Source organism: Streptomyces swartbergensis, from assembly GCF_002148965.1.
Lineage (GTDB): Bacteria > Actinomycetota > Actinomycetes > Streptomycetales > Streptomycetaceae > Streptomyces > Streptomyces swartbergensis.
Window position 1 is genome coordinate 1 of record NZ_NGFN01000442.1, and the last position, 6,193, is coordinate 6,193.

Genomic DNA, 6,193 nt, shown 5'->3' on the forward strand with positions numbered 1-6,193 from the left:
GTGCGCGGTGGGTGTGCGGCCCAGCAGGCTGTCGGGGCCGCACACCCGCGCACGTGCCGAGCGCACGCCGTCATGGGCTCACGCCGTCAGGTCCGCCTCGCGTACGCGGTCGAAGACGACGCCGTCGTCCGTCTCGGTGAGCAGGTAGGCCTCGGCCTCGCCCACGTGGAAGTACATTCCGTGCAGCTCCAGGGCGCCCTCGTCGAGGGCCCGGGCCACCGAGTCGTGGGCGCGCAGGTGCTCCAACTGCTGGACCACGTTGGTCAGGCAGAGCTGCTCGACCGCGTCCTCGGGCGCCCGCCCGGCCAGGCTGCCCCACGGCAGGCTGTCGTCGGCCATGCGCTCCAGGCTCGGCAGTCCGTGCCGCAGCCACCGCTTCAGCGGTGTCCGGGCGCCGCCGGGCTCGGAGTTGAGCAGCGCCTGCATGGCGCCGCAGCCCGAGTGCCCGCACACCGTGATGGACCGCACCCGCAGCACGTCCACGGCGTACTCGATCGCGGCCGCCACCGAGTCGTCGCCGCTCTCGTCGCCCGGCCGTGGGACGAGGTTGCCCACGTTGCGCACGACGAACAGGTCGCCCGGACCGCTGGAGGTGATCATCGATGTGACCAGTCGTGAGTCGGCGCAGGTCAGGAAGAGCTGCGACGGCCGCTGTCCCTCACGCGCCAGCCGGGCCAGCTCGCTGCGTACCAGGGGCGCGGTGTTGCGCTGGAACGCGCTGATGCCACGCACCAGTTCGTGCCCACTGGCCCCGCCGGTGCCTGTCGGGTCCGGCTCGGTGCGGTCCGTCCCGCCCCGGTCGTTCCGGGAAGGGGGAGCGGACTGGGGGCGGTCGCACTGGTGGTTGCGCCAGGGTGTCCAGGGCCGGCAGCGGCAGCCGGTGACGGCCTGGGGCTCGGAGATGCGGGTGCCGGGGTGCCGGCCGGTGATCTCGACGGTGCCGCCCTGCGCGGTGTGCGTCTTCTGCCAGTCCTGCAACGTCTCGTAGGCCGCGTGGTCCATGAACGACCCGTCCAGCTCGACGACGGTGTCGGCCCCGTGGGGTACGAGATGCAGGGCCCGGCTGAGCCGTGGCACCGCGAGGAACGTCAACTGTCCTCTGACGTGTACGTGATGGACTCCTTCCGTCTCTTCGTGCGTGATGCGGGTGCGGGTGAGGCGGTGCAGGGCGACGCCGACAGCCATGGCGATGCCCAGCGCCACGCCCTGCAGAACGCCCAGGGACACCACACCCAGGGTCGTGACGGCGTAGACCCACACCTCTCGGTGGCGCGTCACCGTGCGGATGTGGTGCAGGGACACCATCTGGATGCCGACGGCCATCACCAGGGCGGCGAGCGAGGCGAGCGGGATGAGCTCCAGGATGGGGACCATCAGCAGCGCGGCGATCACTACGAGAACGCCGTGCAGCATCGTGGAGTTCCGGCTCACCGCGCCCGCGTGCACATTCGCCGAAGTCCGCACGGCGACGCCCGCGATGGGCAGTCCGCCGAGGGAGCCGGAGACGATGTTGGCGGCGCCCTGCCCGAGCAGTTCGCGGTCGAGGTCGGAGCGCCGGACACGGGTGGGCAGGCCCGGGCGGCCGGCCACCAGCTTGTCCACGGCGACCGCGCCGAGCAGCGACTGCACGCTGCACACCAGCGTCGTGGTGAGCACCGCGGCGACGAGGCCGAGCACGGGCCCCTCGGGCAGTCCGGCCAGGGCGTGGTTGCTCCAGGACGGCAGGTCGACCTTGGGCAGGCGGAGCCCGGCGAGGGCGGCGGCCGCGCTGGCCCCGGCGACGGCGACGAGCGCGGCCGGGACCTTGCGCAGCAGGCGTCCGGCCCGGCCGGGCAGTCTCGGCCAGAGCAGCAGCAGCGCCAGGGTCAGCGCGCTCACCGACACGGCCGCGAGGCCCGTGTCCGCCAACTGGGCGGGCAGCGCGCGGAGGTTGTCCGGGACGGAGCTCTGCGGTGTGCCGCCGAGCACGATGTGCAGCTGGGCGACGGCGATGGTGACGCCGATCCCGGCGAGCATGCCGTGCACGATGGCGGGGCTGACGGCGAGGGCACCACGGGCCACGCGCAGGCAGCCCAGGCCGAGTTGGGTCAGGCCGGCGAGGACCGTGATGGCGCAGGTCGTCCGCCAGCCATAGCGCTGGATGAGATCGGCGGTGACGACGGTGAGTCCGGCGGCCGGTCCGCTCACCTGGAGCGGGGAGCCGCCGAGCCGTCCGGCGACGAGCCCGCCCACGGCGGCGGCGACGAGGCCGGCCTGGAGCGGTGCGCCGGTGGCCAGGGCGATCCCCAGCGACAGGGGCAGTGCGATCAGGAAGACCGCGATCGAGGCCGACACGTCGGCCCCCGCGATCCGGAAGCGGCGGGGGCCGCCCGGTGGCGGGCTGTGGGGTGGATGGGTGCGTTCGGTCCGGTTCGGATCGGCGGCACGGGTGGGGACGCAGGCTGACATGTTTTCCCGTCTCCTCCGGGGCTGCGCGGTCGCGTAACGCGGGCTCTCCGCTCGGGGCGGAGGCCGGTCGCGGCCGTGGTCACGGTGTAAATCGGCGGGATGTTTCAACGCTCGGTAAACGGATCGTAATGCAGAGTAAAGGGGGAGCAAGGACTTTACGGGCAAATGGGCGAATAAATCACCCCGAGGAGTGAAGTGGCCATGTGATCGGCTTGTCTTACTAATTCCTTCTCGGTCTCGTGCGAATTTGGCGGCGCTGTCCGCACCCGAGAGAAGGAAGAAGGTGGGCGGACCATGGCAGCCACCCACAGGATCGCCGCGGGCTCCGTGATCGCCGCGCTCTGCGCCGCATCGCTCGCCGGTTGCGGGACCGGCACATCGCGGCAGGAGACCCCCGCCCCGCGGAAGGCGAAACCGGCTCAGGCGCCCGAGAGCGCGGTCCGGCTGATCGGAGACGGCTCCACCGCCTACACCGGTGCGCAGCCCCACCTGCCCAGACCCGAGCGGCTGCGGCCCGGCCAGAAGCCCCCGCAGTTCGTCGTCTTCTCCTGGGACGGCGCGGGCGAGGACAGTCGGAAGCTGTTCTCGCACTTCCGCAAGGTCGCCAGGGCGAACAACGCGACCATGACCTACTTCCTGAGCGGCGTGTACCTCCTCCCGGACGACAAACGCGACCGGTACCGGCCGCCGCAGCACTCCCCGGGCCGCTCCGACATCGGCTTCAACGACCGCCGCGGCATCGCCGCCACCGTGAAGCAGCTTCGCCTGGCGTGGCTGGAGGGCAACGAGATCGGCACCCACTTCAACGGCCACTTCTGCGGCAGCGGCGGCGGGGTCGGCGAGTGGTCCGTGCAGGACTGGAAGGACGAGATCGCCCAGGCCAAGCAGTTCGTGAAGACCTGGAAGACGAACACCGGCATGAAGAACGCGTCCCCGCTGCCCTTCGACTACGACAAGGAGCTCATCGGCGCCCGCACGCCCTGCCTGGAGGGCCAGCGGAACTTCCTGAAGGCGGCCCGCGAACTGGGCTTCCGCTACGACACCAGCGGCGTCAACGACCAGGTCTGGCCGAAGAAGAAGTACGGCCTGTGGGACGTGTCCATGCAACTCGTGCCGTTCCCGGGCCACTCCTACGAGCAGCTGACCATGGACTACAACTTCATGGTCAGCCAGTCGGGCACCACCACCCGGGGCAACCCCGCCATGCACCGCTTCTGGGGCGACCAGATGCGCTACGGCCTGCTCAAGGGCTTCTACCGGGCCTACGACGGCAACCGCGCGCCCCTGATCATCGGCAACCACTTCGAGTCCTGGAACGGCGGCACCTACATGCGGGCCGTCGAGGAGGTCATCGAGACGGTGTGCACCAAGAAGGAGGTGCGCTGTGTGTCGTTCCGGCAGCTCGTGGACTGGCTGGACGCCCAGGACCCGACGACGCTGGAGAAGCTGCGCACGCTGAAGGTCGGCGAGGCCCCGAAGCAGGGCTGGGCGTCATTCCTCGCGGGCCGGCCCGCCCCGGCCCCGAAGGGCGTGCCCGGGGCTCCGGCGGCGAAGCAGCGGCCCGAGTGAAGATGGCCACTCCGCCGTGGGGCGGGCCCTCGGGGTGCGTAGGGTCGTACTCATGAGTACAGCAGGCGCGACCGCCGACCCTCTCGCGGCCCTGGGGGCGCTGCCCGGAGTGGCCGATTCCGTGGAGTCCGTGCGCAAGTCCGTGGACCGGGTCTACGGGCACCGCATCATGCGGCGGCGCAGCAACGCGATCACCTCGGAGGCGGCCCTGCGCGGCGCCCGTGGCTCGGCGGCGCTGGCCGGCGCGGACTGGGCGCTGGAGGAGGTCCGCCGGCGTACGGACTTCAGCGGCGACGACGAGGCGCGCACCGTGGGTGCGGCCCTGCGGCTGACCGCGGAGGCGGGTCAGCTGCTGTCCATCTGGCGGCAGTCGCCCCTGCGGGTACTGGCCCGGCTGCACCTGGTGGCGGCGGCCGACAAGGCCGACCAGGTGGGACGGCCGCGGCAGGAGGGCGAGCCGGTCGACGAACCGCTCTTCGGGCTGCCGCTGCCGAGCGCGGCCGAGGCGCACGGCCGGCTGGAGGGGCTGGCCGAGCTGATCATCGCGGGCGGCACCGCGCCGGCGCTGGTGACGGCCGCCGTCGTGCACGGCGAACTCCTCGCGCTGCGTCCTTTCACGTCCCACAACGGCCTGGTCGCGCGCACGGCCGAACGCATCGTCCTGATCGGCAGCGGCCTGGACCCGAAGTCGGTCTGCCCGGCCGAGGTGGGCCACGCCGAGCTGGGCCGTGAGGCCTACCTGGAAGCCCTCGACGGGTACGTCTCCGGCACTCCGCAGGGCATGGCCGCCTGGATCGCCCACTGCGGCAGGGCGGTCGAACTGGGCGCACGCGAGTCGACGGCGGTGTGCGAGGCGTTGCAGCGCGGAGCGGCGTAGCAGGACGGGGTCGGCAGACAAATGCGGCGGTACGAGAACTCGTACCGCCGCTGGCATGAACATCGGGGTACCAAGCGTCCTCGATATATGCCCATCAGGTCGGGAACTTCGCCCGTCCCTGGTGCGGCTGGCCCGTAATCGACGGGTCGACGTCGCGTGGGTGCCCGGTGTTCATGCTCGGTCCGTGGGGCCAAATGCGTACTTAAGGTGATCCTCTCGGATGTCCTTGGTCTCGCGGGCCGTTGAGTCCTTTGTACTCCTGCCCCGGAGTAAGCGGAAGTCCAGACTGCACTTCTTTACTTTTGGGTTCAAATAGGACTTCGGGTCGTCCCAGGTCAAACGACGGTCGCCCGGCGCCGGTTGGCGTACCAGACGAGGCCGGCGGTGGCCGCTGCGGCGCCTATCGCGGCGACCGCGACGAGCGCCGGACGCGGCGGCACGGAGAAGCCGGGAATGCGCTGCTTGAGCCGGACCGGACGGTGGAAGTCCAGAATCGGCCACCCGCGCGCGAGGGCCTCGCGGCGCAGGGTGCGGTCCGGGTTCACGGCATGAGGGTGGCCGACGGACTCCAGCATCGGCACGTCGGTCGCCGAGTCGCTGTAGGCGTAGCAGCGGCTGAGGTCGTAGCCCTCGGACGCGGCCAGCTCCCTGATGGCCTCGGCCTTGGTCGGGCCGTACGCGTAGTACTCCACCTCGCCGGTGAAGCAGCCGTCGTCGCCCACGACCATGCGGGTCGCCACCACGCGGTCCGCGCCGAGCAGCTCGCCGATCGGCTCGACCACCTCCGCGCCGGACGTGGACACGATCACCACGTCGCGGCCGGCGGTGTGGTGCTCCTCGATCAGGGAGGCCGCCTCGTCGTAGATGATCGGATCGATCAGGTCGTGCAGCGTCTCGGCGACGATCTCCTTGACCTGCTGCACGTTCCAGCCGCGGCACAGCGCGGACAGGTAGGCGCGCATGCGCTCCATCTGGTCGTGGTCGGCGCCGCCGGCCAGGAAGACGAACTGGGCATATGCAGTTCGCAAGACGGCCCTGCGGTTGATCAGACCGCCTTGGTAGAACGACTTGCTGAACGTGAGCGTGCTCGACTTCGCAATGACCGTCTTGTCCAGGTCAAAGAAGGCCGCTGTGCGGGGCAACGAGTGGTTTTCCACGCCCTTGAGCATAGGGGCAGCCCATTCGGCGTAAGGTGGGGCGTGTGGGTTTGCCTGAGAGGGCTCTCGGGTACACCATGGAAGTCACGGATCGTTCGCGACCGTGCTAACCCGGCCCGACTCCTCCCCCCCCGAGTAGGGC

The 6,193-nt window shown here is 70.8% G+C and carries 4 protein-coding genes; 2 read left to right on the forward strand and 2 right to left on the reverse strand.

All coding sequences use genetic code 11. From position 1 onward, the window contains the following. Positions 1-78 precede the first annotated feature (78 nt). Entirely contained in the window at positions 79-2,448 is a 2,370-nt protein-coding gene (locus CA983_RS39315) for a bifunctional SulP family inorganic anion transporter/carbonic anhydrase (protein WP_086605491.1), read from the reverse strand. Positions 2,449-2,742: 294 nt separating this feature from the next. Here CA983_RS39315 and CA983_RS39320 point away from each other — a divergent pair, with 294 nt between their 5' ends. Further along, positions 2,743-4,017 (forward strand): hypothetical protein, encoded by a 1,275-nt coding sequence (locus CA983_RS39320; protein WP_086605492.1) that lies wholly within the window; start codon positions 2,743-2,745, stop codon positions 4,015-4,017. A 52-nt stretch (positions 4,018-4,069) separates the two neighbouring features. After that, on the forward strand, positions 4,070-4,894 hold the full coding sequence (locus tag CA983_RS39325; protein WP_086605493.1) for a Fic family protein: 825 nt from the start codon (positions 4,070-4,072) through the stop codon (positions 4,892-4,894). Between the two features lie 335 nt (positions 4,895-5,229). Here the strand turns inward: CA983_RS39325 and CA983_RS39330 are convergent, their stop codons facing one another. Continuing rightward, positions 5,230-6,063, reverse strand: a complete 834-nt coding sequence (locus CA983_RS39330) for an HAD family hydrolase (RefSeq protein ID WP_086605494.1) — start codon at positions 6,061-6,063, stop codon at positions 5,230-5,232. Between the last annotated feature and the right edge of the window lie 130 nt (positions 6,064-6,193).

Coding starts and splice junctions, on each gene's coding strand:
- CA983_RS39330 (WP_086605494.1), bottom strand. CDS start 6,063: ATGCTCAAGGGCGTGGAAAACCACTCGTTGCCCCGCACAGCGGCCTTC.
- CA983_RS39325 (WP_086605493.1), top strand. CDS start 4,070: ATGAGTACAGCAGGCGCGACCGCCGACCCTCTCGCGGCCCTGGGGGCG.
- CA983_RS39315 (WP_086605491.1), bottom strand. CDS start 2,448: ATGTCAGCCTGCGTCCCCACCCGTGCCGCCGATCCGAACCGGACCGAA.
- CA983_RS39320 (WP_086605492.1), top strand. CDS start 2,743: ATGGCAGCCACCCACAGGATCGCCGCGGGCTCCGTGATCGCCGCGCTC.